The sequence below is a fragment of the Rhodococcus sp. OK302 genome (assembly GCF_002245895.1).
GTDB lineage: Bacteria > Actinomycetota > Actinomycetes > Mycobacteriales > Mycobacteriaceae > Rhodococcus_F.
The window spans coordinates 502,880-523,300 of record NZ_NPJZ01000002.1 but is presented as its reverse complement, the minus strand read 5'-3'; the positions used below and the strand labels follow the sequence as shown (position 1 = coordinate 523,300).

22 protein-coding genes are annotated in these 20,421 nt (G+C 60.8%); 11 read left to right on the top strand and 11 right to left on the bottom strand.

The features are described 5' to 3' along the window. Window positions 1–906: 906 nt before the first annotated feature. The 4 genes from BDB13_RS30305 to BDB13_RS30290 all read left to right on the top strand — a co-directional run bounded on the left by BDB13_RS30305 (window position 907) and on the right by BDB13_RS30290 (window position 5,980). A complete protein-coding gene (locus BDB13_RS30305; RefSeq protein ID WP_094275686.1) occupies window positions 907–1,224 on the top strand; it encodes a nucleotidyltransferase family protein in 318 nt (105 codons plus the stop codon). Next, complete coding sequence (locus BDB13_RS30300; RefSeq protein WP_094275685.1) at window positions 1,221–1,553, top strand: HepT-like ribonuclease domain-containing protein; 333 nt, start codon at window positions 1,221–1,223, stop codon at window positions 1,551–1,553. Before BDB13_RS30305 ends, BDB13_RS30300 begins: the two co-directional genes overlap by 4 nt. Before the next feature lie 1,882 nt (window positions 1,554–3,435). Further along, window positions 3,436–4,716 carry an IS256 family transposase gene (locus BDB13_RS30295; RefSeq protein WP_094275653.1) on the top strand — a complete coding sequence of 427 codons (1,281 nt, stop codon included), beginning with the start codon at window positions 3,436–3,438 and terminating at the stop codon, window positions 4,714–4,716. Window positions 4,717–4,936: 220 nt separating this feature from the next. Then, window positions 4,937–5,980, top strand: coding sequence for an IS110 family transposase (locus tag BDB13_RS30290; protein WP_094275652.1), 1,044 nt, complete (start codon window positions 4,937–4,939; stop codon window positions 5,978–5,980). An 8-nt stretch (window positions 5,981–5,988) separates the two neighbouring features. On the opposite strand, the gene BDB13_RS30285 is transcribed toward BDB13_RS30290, so the two are convergent. Continuing rightward, the gene (locus BDB13_RS30285; protein WP_254923129.1) at window positions 5,989–6,840 is read right to left on the bottom strand and encodes a barstar family protein; all 852 of its coding nucleotides are present in this window, start codon (window positions 6,838–6,840) and stop codon (window positions 5,989–5,991) included. 342 nt (window positions 6,841–7,182) lie between these two features. On the opposite strand from BDB13_RS30285, the gene BDB13_RS30280 reads away from it, so the two are divergent. Together BDB13_RS30280 and BDB13_RS33885 are read left to right on the top strand one after the other, a co-directional pair. After that, on the top strand, window positions 7,183–7,479 hold the full coding sequence (locus tag BDB13_RS30280; protein ID WP_441347258.1) for a recombinase family protein: 297 nt from the start codon (window positions 7,183–7,185) through the stop codon (window positions 7,477–7,479). Further along, window positions 7,476–7,592: a hypothetical protein gene (locus tag BDB13_RS33885; protein ID WP_441347254.1), complete on the top strand. Its 117-nt coding sequence runs from the start codon at window positions 7,476–7,478 to the stop codon at window positions 7,590–7,592. Before BDB13_RS30280 ends, BDB13_RS33885 begins: the two co-directional genes overlap by 4 nt. Window positions 7,593–7,851: 259 nt before the next feature. Here BDB13_RS33885 and BDB13_RS30275 read toward each other — a convergent pair whose 3' ends face one another. The 4 genes from BDB13_RS30275 to BDB13_RS30260 form a co-directional block, all read right to left on the bottom strand. Continuing rightward, on the bottom strand, window positions 7,852–8,796 hold the full coding sequence (locus BDB13_RS30275) for a YncE family protein (protein WP_094275684.1): 945 nt from the start codon (window positions 8,794–8,796) through the stop codon (window positions 7,852–7,854). An 82-nt stretch (window positions 8,797–8,878) separates the two neighbouring features. Further along, the gene (locus tag BDB13_RS30270; RefSeq protein ID WP_094275683.1) at window positions 8,879–9,523 is read right to left on the bottom strand and encodes a TetR/AcrR family transcriptional regulator; all 645 of its coding nucleotides are present in this window, start codon (window positions 9,521–9,523) and stop codon (window positions 8,879–8,881) included. A gap of 160 nt (window positions 9,524–9,683) precedes the next feature. After that, window positions 9,684–9,887, bottom strand: coding sequence for a cold-shock protein (locus tag BDB13_RS30265; protein ID WP_094275682.1), 204 nt, complete (start codon window positions 9,885–9,887; stop codon window positions 9,684–9,686). 131 nt (window positions 9,888–10,018) lie between these two features. Further along, on the bottom strand, window positions 10,019–10,396 hold the full coding sequence (locus BDB13_RS30260; RefSeq protein WP_441347253.1) for a MerR family transcriptional regulator: 378 nt from the start codon (window positions 10,394–10,396) through the stop codon (window positions 10,019–10,021). Window positions 10,397–11,887: 1,491 nt separating this feature from the next. Between BDB13_RS30260 and BDB13_RS30255 the strand changes: the two genes are divergently transcribed. Then, on the top strand, window positions 11,888–13,030 hold the full coding sequence (locus BDB13_RS30255; RefSeq protein ID WP_094275680.1) for an alkane 1-monooxygenase: 1,143 nt from the start codon (window positions 11,888–11,890) through the stop codon (window positions 13,028–13,030). Window positions 13,031–13,125: 95 nt separating this feature from the next. Further along, window positions 13,126–13,296 carry a hypothetical protein gene (locus BDB13_RS30250; protein ID WP_254923128.1) on the top strand — a complete coding sequence of 57 codons (171 nt, stop codon included), beginning with the start codon at window positions 13,126–13,128 and terminating at the stop codon, window positions 13,294–13,296. 146 nt (window positions 13,297–13,442) lie between these two features. Here BDB13_RS30250 and BDB13_RS30245 read toward each other — a convergent pair whose 3' ends face one another. The 3 genes from BDB13_RS30245 to BDB13_RS33385 are packed head-to-tail and all read right to left on the bottom strand — an operon-like array spanning window position 13,443 to window position 15,341. Then, a complete protein-coding gene (locus BDB13_RS30245) occupies window positions 13,443–14,351 on the bottom strand; it encodes an IclR family transcriptional regulator (RefSeq protein WP_094275679.1) in 909 nt (302 codons plus the stop codon). A gap of 52 nt (window positions 14,352–14,403) precedes the next feature. Beyond that, window positions 14,404–14,976, bottom strand: coding sequence for a hypothetical protein (locus tag BDB13_RS33720; protein WP_369597483.1), 573 nt, complete (start codon window positions 14,974–14,976; stop codon window positions 14,404–14,406). Continuing rightward, window positions 14,973–15,341: a DUF2637 domain-containing protein gene (locus tag BDB13_RS33385; protein ID WP_369597482.1), complete on the bottom strand. Its 369-nt coding sequence runs from the start codon at window positions 15,339–15,341 to the stop codon at window positions 14,973–14,975. The genes BDB13_RS33720 and BDB13_RS33385 overlap by 4 nt, the downstream gene beginning before the upstream one ends. A 37-nt stretch (window positions 15,342–15,378) precedes the next feature. On the opposite strand from BDB13_RS33385, the gene BDB13_RS30235 reads away from it, so the two are divergent. From BDB13_RS30235 to BDB13_RS30220, 3 genes are all read left to right on the top strand, one after another. Next, complete coding sequence (locus BDB13_RS30235; RefSeq protein WP_094275678.1) at window positions 15,379–16,044, top strand: Rv1157c family protein; 666 nt, start codon at window positions 15,379–15,381, stop codon at window positions 16,042–16,044. Window positions 16,045–16,636: 592 nt separating this feature from the next. Next, a complete protein-coding gene (locus tag BDB13_RS30225) occupies window positions 16,637–17,269 on the top strand; it encodes a TerD family protein (RefSeq protein WP_094275676.1) in 633 nt (210 codons plus the stop codon). A gap of 9 nt (window positions 17,270–17,278) precedes the next feature. Then, the gene (locus tag BDB13_RS30220; RefSeq protein ID WP_094275675.1) at window positions 17,279–18,343 is read left to right on the top strand and encodes a DUF4236 domain-containing protein; all 1,065 of its coding nucleotides are present in this window, start codon (window positions 17,279–17,281) and stop codon (window positions 18,341–18,343) included. Between the two features lie 189 nt (window positions 18,344–18,532). Here the strand turns inward: BDB13_RS30220 and BDB13_RS30215 are convergent, their stop codons facing one another. The 3 genes from BDB13_RS30215 to BDB13_RS33380 all read right to left on the bottom strand — a co-directional run bounded on the left by BDB13_RS30215 (window position 18,533) and on the right by BDB13_RS33380 (window position 20,095). Beyond that, window positions 18,533–19,030, bottom strand: coding sequence for a recombinase family protein (locus BDB13_RS30215; protein WP_094275674.1), 498 nt, complete (start codon window positions 19,028–19,030; stop codon window positions 18,533–18,535). Window positions 19,031–19,371: 341 nt separating this feature from the next. Beyond that, window positions 19,372–19,686 carry a recombinase family protein gene (locus tag BDB13_RS30210; protein WP_254923173.1) on the bottom strand — a complete coding sequence of 105 codons (315 nt, stop codon included), beginning with the start codon at window positions 19,684–19,686 and terminating at the stop codon, window positions 19,372–19,374. Window positions 19,687–19,960: 274 nt separating this feature from the next. Then, complete coding sequence (locus BDB13_RS33380) at window positions 19,961–20,095, bottom strand: hypothetical protein (protein WP_254923127.1); 135 nt, start codon at window positions 20,093–20,095, stop codon at window positions 19,961–19,963. Window positions 20,096–20,421 lie beyond the last annotated feature (326 nt).

Below are 20,421 nucleotides of genomic sequence, written 5' to 3'. Positions count from 1 at the left end.
ACACTCTGCGCGATGATCTCGACCGGATACCGATAGCCCCGGCACGACGGTTCCGCGTGCACCGAGCACTCCGCCTCTTGACGTATCCGCAATCATCCCAGCTAGCCAGCTCCGCAACTCGACAAGGCCGAACACCCAACCCCTGCAATGACGATCTCGACAACGAGTCCGAAAATCACACCCCGAACGACGAACACTCGACACCCACATCAGCGGCAACACGACCTTGTCGCAGCGACCAAACAATGCGAGAAGTACTTAATCGCAACATATTTCGAATAAAAAATTGAACAGCGTCCTGGCGAAAGCGGCAACCACGCCCTTGTTTCTGCGACTCCGCACCACTGGCCGCGCCCACCTACTTTCCTCACCGCCCACGGCGCGAAATCACCGACCCCCGAGACAAGACACCCGATCCGCATCCCAGAAGCCGCGCGGAATGGGTACCTTCCGGGTGCGAAACTCGGACGGAGCTCTCGAAGTACCATTATGGACGCGCGTCCACCTTTGCCGGCTCGGACGCGCCGGCCCACCGGACAGATACTCGCATGCGAGACCGGTGGGCCACCTGAAACGACAACAAATCCCGACCATCCAGGTGGACAACTACCGGACAGTCGGGGCTTCAGTCATCTTTACGCAGCAGGATCCCGCCATCGAGATGCACTTCGGTACTGGACCAGATGCGGCTTCCGCGGACTACGACTCAGCCTTCTTCTTCGCCCGCATCTTCCCGTGTCGTCACCACTGCACTCCTTCGCCGAGCATTCACTCAGCTTGTCGGGCCGCCTCTAGGGTCCGTCCCTCATAACCGCGATGCCTGTACACAGAGCTAGGGACAATCCCTCTACTTCTCCAAGTGAGCGGTATCATTGTCGACGAACCGTCACTTCCAAGGAGCCCCGCATGACCGCATCGCTCTACAGTCGGCAACTGCGGTCCCTGTTGAGCGCGAAGCGCACCGAACTGGAGTCGGTCTGCCGCCGCTACGGAGCATCCGAGGTCAAGGTCTTCGGGTCAGTGGCCCGCGGAGATGCAGGACCGGACAGCGACATCGACCTCATGGTCAGTATCGACGGCCCGGACTACGAGCAGGTGATGTCGATGCTCGGCCTGGGCGAAGAGCTTTCGGAGCTACTCGGCAGGCATGTCGACGTCGTGGCACGAGGCGTAGCCAAGGAAGCGGTCTCGGAAACTGCCCACGCCGATATGGTCGATGTGTGAGCAGAGGCAACCCAGACCGATGCCACGACATAATCGAGGCGATCGGCAAAATCGAGCGCTACCAGACGAAGCTTTCCGGTCCCGATGTCGAGATGGCCTACGACGCGATCGTCAGGCAACTCGGGATCATCGGTGAAGCAGCGAAAAGCCTCGATTCGGATTCGAAGGCAACAGCCCCCGAGATCGAATGGCACAAAATCGTCGGACTCCGGAACGTCGCAATTCACGAGTACTTCCGTCTGAACAGTTCGATCATCCACGGTGTTGTCGCCAATTTTCTACCAGATCTCAAGAAGGCTGTTGAACGCATCGCGCAACAAATCTCCTGACACGGAAGATATCTGACGGAAAGTTCGTCGCGCTGTCTGATCGCTCCGAACGAAACACCAAATGCATCATTCCGTCTCTGCTCGAAACGATCTCGGCGAAACACCGCTGCACCACCGGTTCACCCTCCCGGACCGCAAGATCGAGGACAATCGCCGCCCGGGTATCGAAGTGACGTACGAGAAAATCCGTGCCCGGTTCACCCGGTGCGGGGCTTGGCTGAGTGGAGAACCGAACGAGATACACGCCTGTCCCGTATCAGGCCAGTCCGATGCCGCTGCGGTCCTGCGGTGGAGATCGGATTGCGATAGAGCGTCTTCCAAGCCATGCAGTTTCATACTGAACTCGATCGCCTCCTATACGGGCATATTGCGGTCTGAGAAACCATCGGTTGATGGACACAAAACCAGCACCTACCAGGTCAATCGCCCACGCTCGCGTTTCCACGGACTCTGCCGGTATGGGGCGAACCTTCCCATCGTCAACCCGCGCGGGCTAGCGTCGAGAGACGGTCGGGGCAACCGTACGGAAGGTGATCGAAATGGGCTTCCCCCAGGTTTGGTGGACGCTCGGGTTCCTCCCGGAGTCATGGCGCGTCCTATTCTTCGGACTCCCATGTGAGTTGGGCGGATGGTGCAACCGGTAGTCGCACAACCGAACGGAAAGGTGATCGTGATGGACTACTTCTATTGGCTGCCATATGAAGTCGCGCTCTGGTTGTCGGGGCTACTCAAGCTGCTCCCATGTGAAGTCTTTGGAAACTGCCCTTAGATCGCACACAACCAAAATAAGCGCCCGGGAGGTGCTCGCGATGTTTGATTTTCCGTTGTGGTGGTGGACGCTGGGCCTTCCGAAGGAATGGCGAGATGCCTTGAGGTCGGTCACCCCGTGTCAATGGTGGGGCGGCGGCGTGTACTGCCACTAGTTGTTGGTGACCGAGAAGTGCACAACCCAACTGGGAGTGAGGTCGAGATGGATTTCCCGCTGATCTGGTGGCTTATGCGCTATGGGCTGATTCCGGACAACATCCGTGTCTGGGTCCGTGACAACGCTCCATGCTGGCTGGGTGGGTACTTACTAACTGGAGGTGATCGGAGATGGACTCATATTCGACTTGGTTCGGGCAACTCGCCCCGGCGGTTGCGGCAGCGGTCACCTGGCTGGCGTCGCTCGGCTTCTTCGGGGGTAACTGAAACTACGTCGCACTACCAACTGGAAGATGATCGAGATGGACACATTCTGGTTCGAATGGATCCCTATCCCATAAAGAATCTGACTGCTGACCGCTCTACCCTATGAGTCGCGAGGGTATAAATGCTAGCAAATCCTGTGTATCACAAGCATTTCCGGCGTTTCAATGCGTTCCCAGAGACCTCGGCGCCTCAGTAAGTCGGGAGTACCCACTCGATCAATCCCAGATCTCGATTGGTTCAGCCGTCAGAACGGGAATAGCTCGGTGGTGATGCTTTCGCCGAGCGTGCAGTCGTCTTCTGAAAAGTGCAGTGTCTTCTGAAACTGACGCCTCCAGCGGTTCTCCGCGCTTATCTCTCGGTCGAGCACTGACCATGTCTCAGCATTCAGTGCCCCAGTAACGCCCGAATGAGAGACAACCCGAAGTAGCGCATAACTATCCACGTACCCATTCCTCTACGGACGACGGACACTCGGCAGAACACCCGACGCCCCGTTCGTCGCCCCGATTCGAGATTGCTTCACCGGACAGGACTACCGGGACTGCGCAACTCAAAGGGTCCTGATCACTGGCTGTCTTTCGAACACGCCGGTGAGGGTTCCTGTATCGCTCGTCCGGATTCCGGGGGACTGTCCAATAATCGGTGTTTCGGCCCGACAAGCTGAGTGAATGCTCAGCGAGGAGGTGCCAAGATGACGACACTGGAAGATGTGACGAAGAAGAGGACCGAGCCCTCCGCAGAAGCTGCGGCGGCCACGGAACTGGTGCGACTCGCTAAAGAACAGGGCCTGTCGCTGACCGGACCGGACGGGCTGCTCAAACAGTTCACCAAAACCGTCCTCGAAACCGCACTGAACGAAGAGATGACCGAGCACCTCGGCCACGACAAGAACCAAGCCCCACCGGACCGGGAATCGACGAACATCCGCAACGGAACCCGGCCGAAAACGGTGTTGACCGAGGCCACCGGCCACGTCCCGATCGAAGTCCCGAGAGACCGGGAAGGGACGTTCGAGCCGCAGATCGTCAAGAAACGCCAACGACGACTCAACGGGGTCGACGAGATCGTGTTGTCGTTGTACGCCAAAGGATTAACGACCGGTGAGATCTCCGCTCACTTCGCTGAAATCTACGGCGCATCCGTCTCGAAAGAAACCATCTCGCGGATCACCGACAAGGTGCTCGAGGAGATGCAGGAGTGGTCTGCCCGGCCACTCGACGAGGTGTACGCGGCGATTTTCATCGACGCGATCGTCGTCAAAGTTCGAGACGGGCAGGTCGCGAACCGGCCTATCTACGCCGCGATCGGTGTCAGTCTCGACGGCAGCCGGGACGTGCTCGGATTGTGGGCCGGAACGGGCGGCGAGGGCGCAAAATTCTGGATGTCCGTGCTGACCGATATCCGCAATCGGGGCACCCGGGACGTGTTCTTCCTGGTCTGCGACGGATTGAAAGGCCTACCGGAGGTGGTCGAGCACGTGTGGCCGGCCACCACAGTCCAAACCTGCATCGTGCATTTGATCCGCAACACGTTCCGGCTGTCATCTCGCAAGGACTGGGATGCGCTCAAACACGATCTCAAGCCGATCTACACCGCCCCGACCGAGGCGGCAGCGCGGGCCGCATTCGACGATCTCGCCGAACATTGGGGCAACACGTATCCGGCGATCATCCGACTATGGACCAATGCCTGGCAGGAGTTCATCCCGTTCCTCGACTACGACATCGAGATACGCCGAGTCCTGTGCTCCACCAACGCGATTGAATCCCTCAATGCCCGTTATCGGAGGGCGGTGAAAGCTCGTGGCCATTTCCCTACCGAGGCTGCCGCGCTGAAATGCCTCTACCTGGTGACGCGTTCACTCGACCCGACAGGCAAGGGCCAGGCACGATGGACAATGAGGTGGAAGCCTGCTCTGAATGCGTTTGCGATCACGTTCGCTGATCGTTGGCCGGGATCGGAAACTTACTGATGGAAACCGGCCGAAACACCGTTAGCGCCAGTGTTTGATTGGAGGGGTCCGGCGGGTTCGCTCCACCTGTTACTTGCCGTTGGTGGCCATTATCTGTAGTGCGGCCTACCGGATGCCAAGGACCGGTCGGCGTGGCTTGAGAGGAGCGTGGAATCGCCCCTGACTGGGATGTGCCCACCGACCGATCCCTGATCCCCTCAAGGACAAGGAGACCGGTTCAATGATCACTCTGGGAGTCGATGCGCACAAGCGCACCCACACCATCGTCGCGGTCGATCCCAACGGTCGCCAGCTGGCATCGAAGACGATCACTACGACCACAAAAGAGCATCTGGGACTGCTGACCTGGGCAGAGCAGTTAGCCAAGGGCAACGGTCTGCTCTGGGCAATCGAAGACTGCCGGCATCTGTCGCGCAGGCTGGAACGCGACCTGCTCGCCGCGGGCCAGTCGATCGTGCGGGTGCCACCAAAGTTGATGGCCCACGTCCGTGACTCGGCTCGCACCTACGGCAAGTCCGATCCCATCGATGCGCTGGCCGTCGCACGGGCCGCTCAGCGGGAACCCGACCTTCCCACGGCCCGATTGGATGGCCCTGACCGCGACGTGCGGTTACTCGGCGATCACCGTGAATCCCTTGTTGCAGAACGTACTCGGGCGATCAATAGATTGCGCTGGTATCTACATGAACTAGACCCGTCCTGGGAGCCGAAGGCCCGATCGCTGGATCGACTTGCCATCCTGGACAAGGTTTCGGCACACCTGGACCCGTTTACGGGAACTGTTGTGCGACTTGCCCGCGATCTGCTCGATCGGTGCCGCGCACTGACCAAGCAGATCAACGAGCTCACCGCAGAAATCGCTACGTTGGTAGCCGATATGGCGCCGTCTTTGATCGCGATCCCTGGTTGCGGAGCTATAACTGCGGCCAAGATTCTTGGTGAGACCGCCGGGGTCGATCGGTTTCGATCCAAGGACGCCTACGCCCGTCATAACGGCACCGCGCCGATGCCGGTCTGGTCCTCCAACAGGGCGCGCCACCGGCTCAGCCGTACCGGGAATCGCCAACTCAACGCGGCCCTGCACCGGATCGCGCTGACCCAGGCGCACTGGCACGAACCAGCAAAACAGATGATGGAACGCCGCAAGGCCGGCGGTGACAGCGGCATGGAGGCATTGCGTGTGCTCAAACGGCGGCTCTCGGACGTCGTCTACGCGGCCCTACGAACCGACCTCACTGCGGGCGTCGAAACTGCTGCCGCTTGACAGAGGAGCTAGAGATAGACCCGATTCCGGAGGTTGGGGTAGCGATTCAGAGCTTGCCCTCGTTCCTCGGTTCCGGCCGCATAGAACCTGGTGATCAGCTGATCGAAGTGCATTCCGGCGTCAGAGAGGACGTGCACGAGTTGGTTGCCGAGGACAGTGCAGTCCCCGACACCGCGGAGGCCAATGAAGATCTCCCACAACCAATTTCCCGGTGGAGGCGATTCCTGTCGATACTCAGTGCGGAAAGCTGCGGTGCGCTCGGAGGCAAGCACTGGATCGAGGATCTGCCAGCGGCCTAGATCGGTAAGGGTATCGGCAAGGACTGAGTGCAGTGCGGCGACGTACTGGGAAGCGCTGTCTTCGTCCGCATAGACCTGTAAGACGTGCTCGATAAGATCCTCGTCGTGGAACGGTGCCGGCGGATCCGGCTCGACATCCCAGAAGCTGCCGACGGAGACAGGGCGGCCACCGACTGCGGGAAAGTCAGTGACGGTGGATTCGACCAGGCACAGCATCGGATGTGCGTAGAGCGCCGCTAGGCGTGCTTGAACTGCGAAGATGTCGAGAACTGCGTCGGCGGTGCCCCGATCGATTTCGGCGAGAGTGTCGTATCCGGCGATGGCGAGGACGGTGCCGAAGCTGGCGGGATCGCTGCCGTAGTCGAATCCGGCGACGTCAGAGAGCACGTCATTGAGCGCGTCGAGGTTGCAGCCGTAGTAAGCGGGGAAGGACATCGCATTCGCGAATGCGGTGTGCATGCCCGCGACGGTGGGTCCATGGATGGGCATCGATGTGGTGTACGAGGTAGCCGAGATCGGTGAGGCGGGTGCATGCGCTGTCGAGTTGGAACGCGGTCTCATAGCGGTGCTCGTTGCCGTTTTGCAGAAGGCTCCAGTCGAAGCGTTGTCGCTGCTCGTTGAACACGTCGTGATCGGCCGGATCGAATACCCCTCTGTGCGCCATACGCTGAGCCTAGGCGGGTGCGCACGCGGCACACGTCCGATCACCGATCCTCCTGCGGTGTTTACCGATGTAATGCCTCAGTAAGGGCCGAATCTGGGACTGTCTCACCGATCAATGCACCAGAACCGAACGAATCTTAATGTGTTCCCAGCGACCTTGGCGTCTCAGTAAGTCGGGAGTGACCCACCTGCAATGCCTGGACCGAAACTGCATCCGGTGCAACGACCAACCGCCCGCAACTGAGCGACCTGCTTTTCCGTCTTCGAGACGGCGGCACGTTGGTGGTGTGGCGCCTCGACCGACTCGGTCGCTCCCTCCCCCACCGCTTGCAAACCGTGGAAGATCTCGCCTCCCGCGGTGTCGGATTCAAGTCGTTGACCGAAGCGATCGACACCACTACCTCCGGCGGCAAACTAATCTTTTCCATCTTCGGCGCTCTCGCCGAATTCGAACGTAATCTGAGCGGGAACGGACTCAGGTCGGTCTCGCCGCGGCCCGAGCACGTGGCCGCACTGGGGGCCGGCCACCGAAGATGACGGCGACGAAACTCGCTCAGGCACAACGGATGCGGGAGAACAGAATACATCTGACCGACTTCGCCGAAATCATCGGAGTCGGCCGCACGACCCTCTACAGGCACCTGAAGTAAACCGCTACCACGGCCATTTCCCGATCACAGCGAGGACGATATCCAAGTACAGCAAAGTTTCCTGACCGAGTACCTCCTGAAGATTAAGACCGTTTGCTGCTGCGTAACGTTCAAGGGAACCCGCAAGTGCGTGGTTTACATCGCTTCCGGCCAGGTGAATTGTTCCGGTTCCAGCAATGTTTGAGTGAGATTGAATTCCTTAAGCTGAAAGCTCTGCGGTCGCACTTCCGGCCATTGTGTTCGCGCTGGCAGGCGAGCATCACGGCGCAGATGTTGTGCTCCTGTGTCCGGTGAGGACAGTGCTCTGGTCGATCGCGATCACCGACACCGAGTTGCTACCCCAGTTGGTGACGTAGGCGAGGGCGCCGTCGGGCGTGATCGCCACCCCGACCGGATACTCACCGATTCCGAGCGGTGTTGTGGTGACGTCACCGGTGACGGTGTAGATCACCGACACCGAGTTGCCGTAGTAGTTGGTGACGTAGGCGAGGGCGCCGTCGGGCGTGATCGCCACCCCAACGGGAGACCTGCCGGCCCCGATGGGCGTAGTGGTCAGGGTGCCGGTGGTCGTGTTGATCACGGAATTACCGAACGGGCTGATGATGTAGGCGTGGGTGCCGTCGGGGGCGATCGCCACCCCCCACGGCTCTGCGCCGATCGCGATGATGTCCGCGACGGTGTTGGTAGCGGTCGCGATCACCGACACCGAGTTATCGAATTGGTTGGTGACGTAAGCGTGGCTGCCGTCGGGGGTGATCGCCACCCCGACGGGAGACGAACCGACTCCGATGGTGTCCACGACAATGTTGGTAGCGATCTCGATCACCGACACCGAGTGGCCGTTTTGGTTGGTGACGTAGGCGTGGGTGCCGTCGGGGGTGATCGCCACCCCGACCGGCGAGATTCCTACCCTGATGGTGACCAGGACGATGTTGGTAGCGATCTCGATCACCGACACCGAGTGGCCGTAGTAGTTGGTGACGTAAACGCAGGTGCCGTCGGGGGTGATCGCCACCCCGATAGGGAAAGCGCCGACTCCGATCGAATCGATGACGGTGTTGGCGACAGTCCGGGTAACCCGCGTGTGCGGGTGGGGTCTTTCGACGGCGATGGGGGTGCGTCCTTCGGAGGTGCAGTTCACACCTTCGGGGGTGCGCAGCGGCCACAACGGGTAACCACCCCCATGAACATAACGGACGACCACTCAGGTACTGCCGATTTTCCTCTGTTGGGCGAGCTCCGGGCGACGAACGGTGGGCTCCTGGCGGTGAACGAGCAGCAGTAAGTCAACTCATCTTCGCGCTCGCGCATGCCGAAAGATGCACGTCGGCCAGGTTCTGCATCCGAGTGGTGAAATCGCCCGGGTCGCCGACGACTCGGATGATGGTGACGGTTCCGAAGAATCCCGCACACAGATTCCACGCGAGTTGACGCGTTACGGAGTTGTCAGGGAGCTCTCCTGATTCGATCGCAGCAGCGACGAGCAGGCTAGTGATATCGACCCAATAGGCAAATGCTTCTCGGGCGCCGTCGATTCCGGTTTCCGCAGCGAGTCGGAGACCGGCACGTGCCAGTGAACTGACTGCGACACTGGCCGCAAGATCCCGGAAAAACGAGATGATGTCGGCGACGGAGTGTTGCGGTGACTCCTGTGTCGCTGAGTATGCATGATGAAGCGCGCTCGACCAGTGCGTGACGAGTTCTCTAGCTATCGCCTCTTTCGAGTCGAAGTGGAAATAGATTCCACCTTTCGTCGATGACGAGGCAGCGACGAGATCGGTCATTGAGGTGGCGGCATAGCCGTCGTCGGCGAATGCTCGCGCAGCGGCTTCGAGAATTTTTGTTTTGGTAATCGTTGCCCGCGGTTGGCGGGGGCGGTGTGAATGCACTTGCATGGTGACCGGGTGTAGTTGATGGATGGGCTCGGTCATGTCGCGATTCCTGTCTTGGGCGGGCCGACTGTCGTGCTCTCGGGCCGCGATCGGGTGTGGTGGTTCTGTCGAAGTGTTCGTTTGACAGCCCGAAAGACCGCCGCGACATAGGAAAAGGGCCGCACCCTTGCGGGGGCGACCCTCTCCTTATGGTCTTTGACTAGACAGTGCGCACATCGGTGGCCTGCGGGCCCTTCTGGCCCTGGCCGACCTGGTATTCGACACGCTGGTTCTCATCCAGCGACTTGTAGCCGCTGCCCGAGATCTCAGAGAAGTGAACGAACACGTCCGGTGTTCCGTCGTCGGGGGCGATGAAACCGAAGCCCTTTTCGCCGTTGAACCACTTCACGATGCCCTGCGCCATACAAACTCCCAACAAAATCGATCCGGGTTTCACATCGAAGTCCCGATCTCGATGGCTCTATCCTCCCACGCCGTACAAGTCGGCGGTCACTGCGGAGTGAATATGCAGGGGCCGGCGCCTCGGGATCGGAATCATTCGGGCGGAGTACCGGGCCCGTTCTCCCACTGCTGGGCGTCCTGGAGTTCGGCGTTGATACGGCGAGCTTCCGCGAGTTGGTCTTCGAGGATGATGATCCGGCACGCCGACTCCAGAGCGGTGCCTTCCGCGACGAGCTCGTGGGCGCGGGCAGCGAGACGGAGTTGGTAACGGGAGTAGCGGCGATGCCCGCCGCCGGACCGCTGCGGGGTGAGCAATTTCGCGGCATCGAGACTGCGCAGGAACGCTTGCCGGACACCGAGAAGCTCAGCAGCCTGGCCCATGCTGTACGCCGGGTAGTCCTCGTCGTCGAATTTTCCGGACAGTGCACTGCCGGGTACTTCAGCCTGAATTGGATGTCTTCTTTCGGTCAACGGACGGGACCCCCGGCGCCGTGGAGGACGCCGGGGGTCTGGGTTGAACTTCCTTACACAACTGCACTCTTTCGAGCTGCCGGACTCTGCTGTCCGGTAGCCGCTCTCAAGGGGCTGCCGAGGCCACACACTCGAACACAACTTTTCGACCTCGACGCTGCCCTGCCCTGCGGTACTGCTTGCGGGTAGTTCATTTCTCCCGCACCTCTTGATTCGTTCTCTCGGTACGAGAGAAAAACTACAACAGGTAAATGCGAATGTCTACCCTCATCGCTACAGAAATTTTCCATCCGCCGCGAGAGCTACGCCGGCAGGCAGATACCGCGAGGTAGGGGCCGGAACCCGGCGGTGGCGGCGGACAGGTTGCCGGCGGCGGGCCTGATTCTGGAATAATGCTCTGATGCGAAATACCCCGAAATCAGAATCCTTGCTTCGTGCGCAGGCGGATCGGGAGGAGTCCGGTAATGCCCGAGGACACCGCGACGACGGCGTGCCGAACTCAGATGGGGACTCGGAGGAGTCGGGGTCACGCAGTCGCAGTGCCGTGGTGCGGTCCGCGCGGGCGGACCTGTCGGCGCATGCGCGCGGGGTGGAGAGCATGAACGAGGCGTTGCACCCTCGACACGATTGATCTCCCGGTCCAGCTCGGCACCGGGGGGTGGAAGACCCTGGCGGGTCGCATCTTGCTGCGATACCGCCGCGTTCGGTTCGCGGAACCTCCGATGATGATCGGATCGAGCCCGCGACGACATCAGGAGGTTTACATGTATGGTCGAAGTGTAAGCGTTGATGTTGCCGCTGGCGTCTTACCGGCCTCGTCGGTCCCCTACCTTGTGTGGCCGTCGAGACCGTCCGGCACAGGCCAGACTGCTTCCTGTAGCCGGCCCGCCATTGGGCACTCCTCGTCGGCGCCCTGCCATCGCCGCATTGCGTAGCCCGTTCTGCGTGCTGTTTCATCCTCGACGCACCGGGTTCGACGGGTAGGCGTCGATAGCAGGCCTTCACCACGATCGAAGCCAGACCACATCACGTTGACAGGTGGCGCAGTGCAACCCGGCCAGGACCTGCCAGAGACGGTCCTTCGAGCCTCCTTCCGCAGCAGCGATTCCACAGGACTCCCCGACAAAATACGTTATGACGTCTGTCACCCGCGCAAATGTACCTACGCCCCGCGGAAAGCAGACGTACAACTACCGCGATAGGGCCGGATCGCCGCTCGGCCCAAAAGCACATATCTCCGATCGAAGCTCTGCTGCAACATCATTGACAGCTTTCACATCTCCCCGACGACCTCGACAGAACCGAGGCGCCCTGTCGCCAGATGGCCGACAGGGCGCCGAGAACGCACACTCACGGCCATTTCGGTGTTCGATCATCACCCTGCGGCTCGGTGCACATGTAACTTATTGCGGCGGAATGGGATACATCGGTTACATGTTCGTCTAAAGACCGGAGCCCCACCGTAGTGCTGCACCTGCTCGGACTATCTTGATGACCTCTAAACCCGCTGTACCCGAGACAGTCACCCCTCCCCGCTGGCGAGACCGGAAACGCTACTGGTGGCCGTTGGGACTGCTGATCCCCCTGAGCCCGTTCCTGTCCTGGTTCCTCGTCGAACACCTGCACCTGGGTTTGTTCTGGGCCACGGGCGCTTGGATCCTGGTTTTGGTCATTCCAATAGCCGATCTCATTGCCGGCGAAGACGGCCAGAGCCCACCCGACGATGCGATCCCGCTGCTCCAGAAAGACCGCTACTATCGTTGGTGTACTTACTTTTTCGTGCCGTTCCAGTATGCGGGGCTGGTCTTCGCCTGCTGGTGCTGGGTACACGCCCCGATGGCCACGGGAGAGAAGATCGCCCTCGCGATGACCGTGGGTGTCGTCGCCGGCGTCGGAATCAACGCCGCCCACGAACTCGGACACAAGAATGACACCGTCGAGCGTTGGTTGGCGAAAATCGTTCTCGCTCAATCGCTCTACGGGCATTTCTTCGTCGAACACAACCACGGCCATCATGTCCGGGTGGCGACCCCGCAGGACCCGGCCAGCGCCCGGTTCGGCGAATCGTTCTGGGCGTTCCTGCCACGCAGTGTCATCGGCGGGTTGACGTCGGGCTGGCAGATCGAAACGGCGCGCCTACGCCGGCGGGGAAAACGGGCCTGGAGTCCGGCGAACGCCATTGTGCAGACCTCGGCGATGAGCATCGCCGTGTTCGGCGCGTTGATCGCAGCATTCGGCTGGCAGATCACCCCATGGCTGCTGCTGCAGGCCTTCGCCGGGATCTCGTTCCTCGAGGCCGCGAACTATCTCGAGCATTACGGACTGCTGCGCAACCGCAGACCTGACGGCAGCTTCGTGAAAGTGCGCCCCGAGGACAGTTGGAACAGTGACCGCCTCGTGAGCAATCTGTTCCTCTACCAACTCCAACGCCACAGTGACCATCACGCGAACCCGCGCCTTCGGTACCAGTCGCTACGTGGCAACGCGACTGCGCCGCAACTGCCGGCGGGGTACGCGGTGATGATCGTGTGCGCGTGGATACCGCCGTTGTGGAGGCGGCTCATGGACCACCGTGTCCTGGACTACTACGACCACGACCTCACGCGCGTCAATACCCGAACCACGCAGCCGTGAACGGCGACAGCAGTAGGACGGGTCCAGGTGGCCCGGTCCCCGCCGAAACGCGGCATCGCAGGGGAACGCCACCCAGCCCGGAAAGCATCGCGGCAGTGGAATTTCTCCGTGGACAACCCGACGCCGCAGCAATCCGCCGTCGGTACCTCGCACTGATCACCCGAAGTACCGATCGGGACGGCACGACCACCGACTACACCGCCGCCGAGCGCTACCTTTGTGCAACCGCTGCCGCCCGTAGACGAAAAGCGAAACTTGGTCGCTAAGGGTCAACGCACCGTTCGGGACCAATCACGTAGTAAGGGGGCAATTCGAGCGCCACGGGTTCTCCGGACGATGGGTGCATGACGCCGACAATGCTCCGACGCTACGAGAGCTGAAACTGCGTTGAGCAGTGTCGATCGAAAATGGTTCAGGTCCAGTGCTCGGACGACACTGCCATGAGGCGATCCATCGTCTCCGCGGAAAACGTGTTCACGGGAACCGGAGGAGCCTTAGGGCTACGGCGGGTAGCACCCAATTCCGGGTACAACGCTCGCGAGACCTCACGAGCCGCATGGATCACCAATGGAGCTACTCGCTCGAGCTGAGCGGTGCGAAGGTCTGCGCACAATGCGATGCTGGCGACCGGACCCGCGTGACCGCGAATCGCCGACGCTGCGCAGGCAACCCCGGATGCCGATTCGCCGCGCTCGAAGGCCAGGCCCCGACGCTGACGGATCCGGTTCAGTTCCTGATGCAGTACTGCGATACCGGTGATGGTGTTCGCTGTACAGCGAGGGAGAGTCGTACCGAACAGAGCATCGACCCGTTCGGGATCGATCCATGCCAGCATCGCCTTGCCGCCTGCCGTCGAATGCGCGGGGATGCGGCCGCCGACGCGAGAGGGTAACGCCGCAGCGAACTGCCCGCCTACTTTGTCGAGGTAGACGCTCTCGCACTCGTCGAGAACCGAGAGATGTACGACCATTCCGGTTTTCAGGTGCAGTTCGTGCAGCAGTGGTGCTGCGGCAGCGCGAATTCGGCTGTGGCTGCCGTCGCCGCCGTCCGGTCCGAGGGCGCGTCGGCCGAGGTAGTAGCCGAAGGACTCGTGGACGACCCAGTCGAGTTTGACGAGCTGGTCGAGGATGCGGTGGACGGTCGAGCGGGGTAGCCGGGCGCGGCACGCAACTTCTTCGAGGGTGAGTCGTGCGGCGCGGTCGTCGAACGCATCGAGGATCAGCGTCATTCGTTCGACCATTGACGGCGGCAGGTCCTTGTTGGACTGTGCACTTGTCGGTTGGATGGAGGACATTGTGTCGTTCACGTCGACTAGGGCCATGGACGCCTTCCCGAAAAAACTTGAATGGATCGTATCGACTATATCCAGGTCACTATTTTCGGAAAGCGAACCGCATCGTCGCATCGACAGGATGTCGAACGTGACGGCGTTGATCGCGGGGGTGATCCAACCGCCTTGGCGGCCCGCACAATCGGCGTAGGAGAGAAGCCTGTGGTGTTCTGCGTATCCGCGGCCGGTAGTGCAGGTTGTTAACAGCGCAACCTGATGTCAGCGCGTCAACTACTGTTTCTGAATATTCTTCTGGCAATACGATTTTCGTGTTCTTGTCAGGGAGATCGGATGTTGCGATGAACGCTTCGAGTTCGGCAAAGAGGTCCGGCTCGAGTGCACTGGCGGGCAAAGTGTTCGCCTGAACGTCCGCGTCGGCAATATCGATGTCGGCGATTCGGTTGTCGGGTTGCATTTCATGTGTAGAGCTGTCGGCCGCGTTGTCGGTGCTCTTTAGGCTTTGCGCGGTATCCGCTGCGACTGCAAAGCCTGCCGCGGGTGCGTGGCTTCCCGGGGTTTGCGTGGCGTCCTCGCCGGCGGCGATGGCGGGGACGGCGTTGTGGTTGTCGATCTGCGTTCGGTAGTCGCTGTACGCGATGCCGGTGGCTTTGATCAAGATTCCGATGCCGTGCGTGAATACCAGGACGAATACGGGAGGGATGACTGCGATGAGGGCCGCGATCGCGGGTTCGAGGGGTACGTATCCGACTTCTCCCCCGCTGCTATCTGTGTGTGTGCGGCGACTGCGGCGTGGAATGCGTGGTAGGCGTTGCCGAGGATGCTGATCGCGACGACGCTGCCGGCGAGGGCGATGTAGAAGCCTTTGTCCCAGATGCTGGTTTTGAGCTTGCTGAGGAAAACGATCGCGATGGTGGAGCCGAGGATTGCGCTGTCGACGATGACGGGAAAGATCCACGCAAGGCGTTCGGGGATCTTTGCTTGTCGTGCAAGGCGCGCCAGCACCGGACTACTGCGCGCCACCCAAACCAAAACAGACTGTTCGCATTACTGTTCAGGCATGCACAAACGGATTGCAGGACTGACGGCGTGTGTCGGTGTTGTCATGGCTGTAACCGGCCCGGCTCAGGCCAACGCCCAACCTCAGGGCGACGCGGCGGCAGTATCGGCCGCGTTGCAATCCGCAGCGATGCCGATCAGTACCCGAACTGCAGCGTCAGTCGCGACGACGCTCTCACGGATCGCCGGCGGGGCTCCTCGATACAACTATTTTCCGAGGTCCGTGCACCTGGCAGAAGGACAGGCCCAGCCTTTCCTATACGACACGGCGGCGGCCGATTGCCTACCGAGCGGATTTGGCAGCGACAACTACTCGGTCGGCATTGCCCAAGCGATTGCGGGTCCCGCGGTCGACGAGAGTCTGCCGGTGCCGATCATCGCTCCGCGCCAGGTGAATGTGTTTTTCAGCGCCATGAACACGGCGATGTCCTCGCCCCGCCAAGCTGACCTGCTCGAGGTTGCGTGGGTCAATCTGAGCACCATGGCATCCGGACGTGCGCCGCTCCATCAGCAGCGCCCGGCTGACTACATCGTGACTCTGTCCAACACACTCGACACGGGCCGAGGCACCGTCGTGTTCGTGGTTTTCGGTAGCGTGCTCGACAATACGAGCAATGGGTTGCCGCCGTGTGACTTTGCGCCGGTGGTCGGCGTCGTCCAGACGTGACTGCGTCCAGGTTTCTGTGGGGCGCAGCGATTTTCAGTCTCGATTGAGTCGGGAACGTACTTCCGACATCCTGGCATGTAGTTCGTCCTCACTGAGGGCACTGTCACGTTAGCCGAAAAGCGTTGCAGCGAAACCTGTTTTGGGCATTCTGTTCCGGTATACCGCCGGTCCGTTCGCACATCTCTACGGCGCACCTCTCCTCGACGGACACGCCCTGGTCACTGCGTTGATTGTGCAAGGCACTGCCGTGAACCTCGAACCGGTCGCTTGCGAAGAAGCGGTACGGATGCCAGTTCCACCATGCGAATCGGATGCCACTGCAGCACAGTCAGTGCGTCGCGGACGGTTCGTGTTCTTCACCCGAGATCGACCGGCCAGCCGTCCTCAGCAGGCGATGAAGCTGGTCAACATTCTCCGACGAATCCGGGGACTGTGCTGCATGCCCCGAAAATCGTCCGATTCGCACTGTGCTGCTGCGGGTTTCACGGTCTTGGACAGCTCTGGGTGCGTTGTTGTTGGCCGCCGAGCGTGTATCCCGGGAGCAACCCTGATTTGATGTAGCGGTAGCCGGTACGACAAGGGAGCGCATCACGTGCAGTTGAGCAAAGGTCAGAACGCCCCACTCGATCAGGGCGAGATCACGGTGGTCTGCGTGTGGGAGCAACGTCCCCTGATCGACGCCGACTTGTCGGCGCTTCTGCTCGCCGCCGACGGGAAGGTGCGTGGGGACTTTGATTTCGTGTTCTACAACCAAGCTGAGTCCCGAGACGATTCCACCCACCACGGCGGCAAACGCCTTGCCGGAACATCCATCGAGGACCGCATCACCGTCGACCTGCACCGCCTCGATCAGGAGATCGAGCGCATTGCGATCGTTCTCAGTCTCGATGCCCCAGCCCCGGCAACTCTCGCCGACCTCAGAGCAGCAGACATCACCGTCCACGACCCAGCCGGCAACACGCTTGCCATGTTCACCATCGACGACTGGAGCAGCGAAACCGCCGCTGTCACCGTCGAAATCTATCGCCGCGACCACCACTGGAAGATCCGCGCCGTCGGTCAGGGTTACCACGACGGACTCTCCGGTTTGGCCCGCGATTTCGGTGTCACCGTCGATGACGACACCGATGCCCAGACCTCCGAAACCGTTGCCGCACCATTAGTTCACGGTCCACCGCCCATCGACTGGTCCAACCCACCGGTCCCCGCCGGATACGAACTGTAGGAGCCGATCATGGGTTTCAGATTCCGCAAAAGCATCCAGATCGTCCCCGGGGTCCGTGTCAACGTCAGCCGCAGTGGCATCGGATACTCCGCAGGCGTCAAGGGCGCCCGAATCACCAAGCACGCCAACGGCCGTGTCAGCCGCACCCTGTCCGTGCCAGGTACCGGGCTCTCACATCAATCGACGATCGGCGGCAACCGATCCCGATCGACAAGCACCCCGACCGCACCCCGCCGACAGGCAGCCAACACCCCGGCAGCGCCCATCCCCCAGCTTCCGCCCCCACCGCCGCTACCGGTGATGCCACCTCCCTCTGCACCCGCAGGGGAACGCGAACTGTTCCAGATCCTGCACTCGCGGACACCAACCGACTTCGTCGGCGCCGCCCAACGCCACGGGCACACCGCCCCCAACGTGCGGATCCTCGCCGCGGCACTGGAAGGATTGCTGCACTTCGAATTCGCCGACACCAACCCCGCTGCCGCCCAACGAGCGCGTTCCCTCCTCGGATGGGTCGTCGCCCAACACGTGAACCTGTCCGCAGATCCCTTCGTCCAGCGATACCTCACCGAACGCAGGTGGCCGGTGGAAATCGTCCACGGCGTCACCGCCGACCTGCGCATCAGCGACGACGTCCACATCCTCGCCACCGCCGAACTCCACCAAAGTGCCGGCGACCTCCCCGCCGCAATCTGGACAGTCGAACACGCAAACCCCACAGCCCACGCAGCACTCTCGTTGGCAGACCTCTACAGCTCCGCCGACCGACACCAAGACGTCATCGACCTGACCAACGGCGTCACCAACGAAGACGACGCCACCGCATTACTGTTCGCACTGCGCGGGCGAGCCTTCGCGCAACTCGGATACAACGAAGCCGCACGCGAAAGCTTCAAAGAAGCACTGCGGATCCGATCCCGCGCTTCCGAAGTACGACATCGCGCATTGCTCGAACGGGCGCAGGTCGATCTCTCCCAGAACCGGAAAGCCGCCGCGCGCAAAAACATCGAGAAAGTTTTGGCCGAAGACCCCACTTACCCAGGCCTGCAGGAAGCGCTCGCGACTCTGCTCTGACCACACCACCACGCCGTCGTCTACCAGCGATACTTCCTCGGACACAAGCGCCACAGTCAACAGACTGTCCCACCACGACCAATCCGCGCCCGCAGAAACACCGCAGCGAGGACCAGTTGCCCAACAGCACGCCCACACAAACGCATCACGAAGCCCCTTCGAGATTGGGGCTTCGAGATGCGCAGCACGTCAACATCCCGCAGGCGTCAACAGCTGACCGTCGCGGCTTGGCAGTTGGAGGCTGCCGCCGTCGAGCGCCGGGGGGCGACCACCGTTACGGCCCTGCCGTCGCGCCGCTTCCAACCCTGAAAATGTCTTCTCCCACAGCAGATTTCGTTCAAATTCTGCGAGGGCGTCAAAGATGGTGAAGATCAGTCGGCCGCCGGGTGTTGTGGTGTTGATTTCTTCGGTGAGTGACGTGAACCCGATGCCGTCCGCTTCGAGGCGGGCAACGGTTTCCAGTAGGTGCGGCAGTGATCGTCCGAGTCGGTCCAAGCGCCACACCGCCAGGGTGTCACCCGGGCGCAGGTGTTCGATGACGGCGGCGAGTTGTGGCCGGTCGTCTTTCGAGCCGGATACGACGTCGGTCCAGATCTTGTAGCAGCCGGCGGACGTCAGTGCGTCCGTCTGCAGTGTTGGGTCCTGATCGGCGGTCGAGACCCTCGCGTACCCCAGAAGTGTGCTCACAAGGGCACAGTGTTGCAGAACTGAACGACAGGAAGTATTGAGCGACAATAAGTTTTCGGACAGGTTTTGCGACACTCAACGATTCGGTAACGAAAGGTCGCTCGCCTGTGACTCTCGGAATTATTTGGCATGTTTTTCAATGAATTATTTGGCACGGAGTACTCGATAATCACGGTCGGCCGTAGACGTGACGGATCGACAGCCGGGGCGAACTCAGAGTGCCGGGAGTCTTTCAGCGTCCCGCCCGGTGCGGGCCAACTCGATATTCGCATACAGCGCCGAACGATTCAAACCTGTATTCCTACACAGTGTTTCGATCTTGAACTTCCCGTCTCGTACGTTCACAACAGGTACGCACGCTCTTCCGGCGTGAGCTTGTGCTGACGACCCTTTATCTTGCCGGCCGCCGCGGCCGCCGCCACGGCGTCCCTGGTCCGACTTCTGATCAGATCCGACTCGAATTCGGCCGTCAACCCGAGAACGCCGATGAATATTTTGCCCATCGGATCGGTCGGGTCGTAAATCTTCCCGTCGATCGACAACGCAACGCCCTTGTCGGCCAGTCGCCCCACCGTCTCGTGGAGGTCCTTCGCGGACCGGGAGAGTCGGTCGAGTTTCGTCACACAGAACACGTCAGCTTCGCGGGCAGCGTTGATCGCATTGTCGAGTCCGGGCCGCCGAGTCTGTCGGCCACTGTCGGGCGGTATCGGCGTTTTCGCGGGCTGCGGCGATTACGGCGTCGATCATCACGGGCGGTCCGAGGTGCGTCGGAGTTCGAAAGTGCAGCGCACTTCTGAACCCAAAATGTCAGAAGTCGACTGCACTTGACCCTAAAACCCCTGCACACCTACAACCGTCTTCTGAAACTGACACAGAAGCCCGTCTCACCTCCACACGGTATCGGTGCGTAGCGTCGATCGCGTCGCCTGGTCAGATACTGCGGAAAACGTACATCTCGGCGTTGCCGTGATCGGCGGCGCCGATCAGCAGTCCCTGATCAAACTGTGCCCACCGGCTCCAGGCAAACCGTGCCACCCACAGCCGAAGGTCGCAAATGTGGGCCACGTCTCTGAGTTTCTTTCACAATTCCAGGGTTCAGTCGGCCAGGGCATTAATTGCATTAATTGCATTAAATTCACCCCCGAATTCACCCTTTTTATATATTGGACACGGATTTGCATATTCGCGACAAATGTGAATTTGGACAATCTGTTCCATGCCTGCCGGCTGCGCTTCGGCAAATAAATGGCAACTAGCTGCGTGAACGCTTATGCATTCCCGGAAAACAGAGTTGCGTCAAACGCCCATAAACCGTCGTCCAGGCCCACAAATGGCGTGCGGCGAGCGGTTGGTTTCAAGGGTGTGACGAGCTAGTCACCTGGTCCGTCCGA